Origin of the sequence: Microcystis sp. M53598_WE2, from assembly GCF_030067735.1 — a bacterium.
In the GTDB taxonomy this organism is placed as follows: Bacteria; Cyanobacteriota; Cyanobacteriia; order Cyanobacteriales; family Microcystaceae; genus Microcystis; species Microcystis aeruginosa.
The window spans coordinates 1-1646 of sequence record NZ_JASJFE010000399.1 but is presented as its reverse complement, the minus strand read 5'-3'; the positions used below and the strand labels follow the sequence as shown (position 1 = coordinate 1646).

Below are 1646 nucleotides of genomic sequence, written 5' to 3'. Positions count from 1 at the left end.
GTTTGTCAAAAGTGTGGCACTCCGTTTAGTTAAGTCTAACGACTTAATCGTCTATGAAAACTTGAATATCAAAGGCATGGTCAAAAATCGTCATTTAGCGAAGTCGATAACCGATGCAGGATGGTCTGTTTTTAGGCAATGGCTAGAGTATTTTGTGGACAAATACGGCAAGTTAACTATAGCTGTCTCACCTCATAATACGTCTCAAAATTGTTATAATTGTGGACAAAAAGTCCAAAAGTCGCTATCTACTCGAACCCATGTTTGTCCTCATTGTGGATACACAGATTGTCGAGACAGAAACGCCGCTTTAAACATCTTGCAAAAGGGATTAAGTAGCGTGGGGCGCACGCAAACTTTAAACGCTTCGGGAGAGATTCCCTCTTGGTTGGTTGGAGAAATCCTGCTTGCTAACGGAGACTCAATGAACGAAGAATCCCCGTCTCTTTAGAGCGGGGAGCGTCAAACAAAAAAGGCGTTACAGGCGCTTTGATTGTCTGAGGCCTCTGGTTTTAGACTTTGGGAGATACCCCCCTTGAGGAGAATCTCTTAAAGTGCATTGTTAAGGTGTGTTAGTAAAAAAGTATCGGTCAATTGGTGATTCTAGATGACCTACTGCCTTAATCCCAACTGTACTCAACCAAAAAACGCCCCGACAGCGTTAATCTGCGAGAGTTGCGGTTCAAAACTTCTTCTGCACGACCGCTATCAAACCCTACGCATTTTGGGGAAAGGAGGGTTTGGGGCAACTTTTGTATCATCGGATCTGTCCCTACCAGATAAGCCCCTCTGTGTGGTCAAACAACTGCAACCTCCCCCTAAAGATGCTAGTGTTTTTCGCATGGCTAAGGATCTTTTTGATCGAGAAGCGGAAACCTTGGCAAAACTGGGAGTTCATCCGCAGATTCCCCGATTATTAGACTATTTTGAAGATAATCAAGAGTTTTATCTAGTTCAAGAATACGTTAAAGGTCATAACCTGCACCAAGAGGTCAAAAAACGCGGACCGTTTAGCGAAGCGGGAGTCAAACAGTTTTTAAGTGAACTCTTGCCGATTTTGAAATATGTCCACGCACAGAAGGTAATTCATCGGGATATCAAACCCGCTAACCTAATTCGTCGGCAAACAGACCGAAAATTGGTTCTGATTGACTTCGGGGCTGTCAAAAATCAAGTTAATAGCGTCATGGCCAATGCCGATTCTCAAACCGCTTTCACTAATTTTGCCGTGGGTACCCAAGGTTTTGCCCCCCCCGAACAGATGGCCATGCGTCCCGTTTACGCTAGTGATATCTACGCGGTGGGAGCTACCTGTCTCTATCTACTCACGGGCAAATCTCCTAAAGCGATCGAAGTTGATATTAATACAGGTGAATTACTCTGGGAAAAATTAGTCAAGGTGAGTCCCCAGTTTGCTAAAGTCCTGAAAACAATGCTGGAAGTCTCTGTCCGTCATCGCTACAAATCCGCTCAAGAGGTAATGGATGCTTTAGACATGACGGCTTATGCCGACAGTCTAGCCCAAAGTTTAATCGCCGCTCCAATGGTTACTTCCCAGCCCCCCCGACAAAATTCAGGTTCGATGGCCACTTCCTCCGTTTCTGTCCCTCTCAAGTCTAAATTTCGTCCCAAAAATCAAAATCCAG

At 44.8% G+C, this 1646-nt stretch carries 2 protein-coding genes; both read left to right on the top strand.

The window, feature by feature from the left end; all coding sequences use genetic code 11:
* Positions 1 to 451 (top strand): RNA-guided endonuclease InsQ/TnpB family protein (locus tag PX636_RS08545; RefSeq protein WP_288116757.1); only part of this gene is annotated, 451 nt, incomplete at its 5' end.
* A 156-nt stretch (positions 452 to 607) separates the two neighbouring features.
* A partial coding sequence (locus tag PX636_RS08540; protein WP_288116756.1) for a serine/threonine-protein kinase occupies positions 608 to 1646 on the top strand: 1039 nt, incomplete at its 3' end.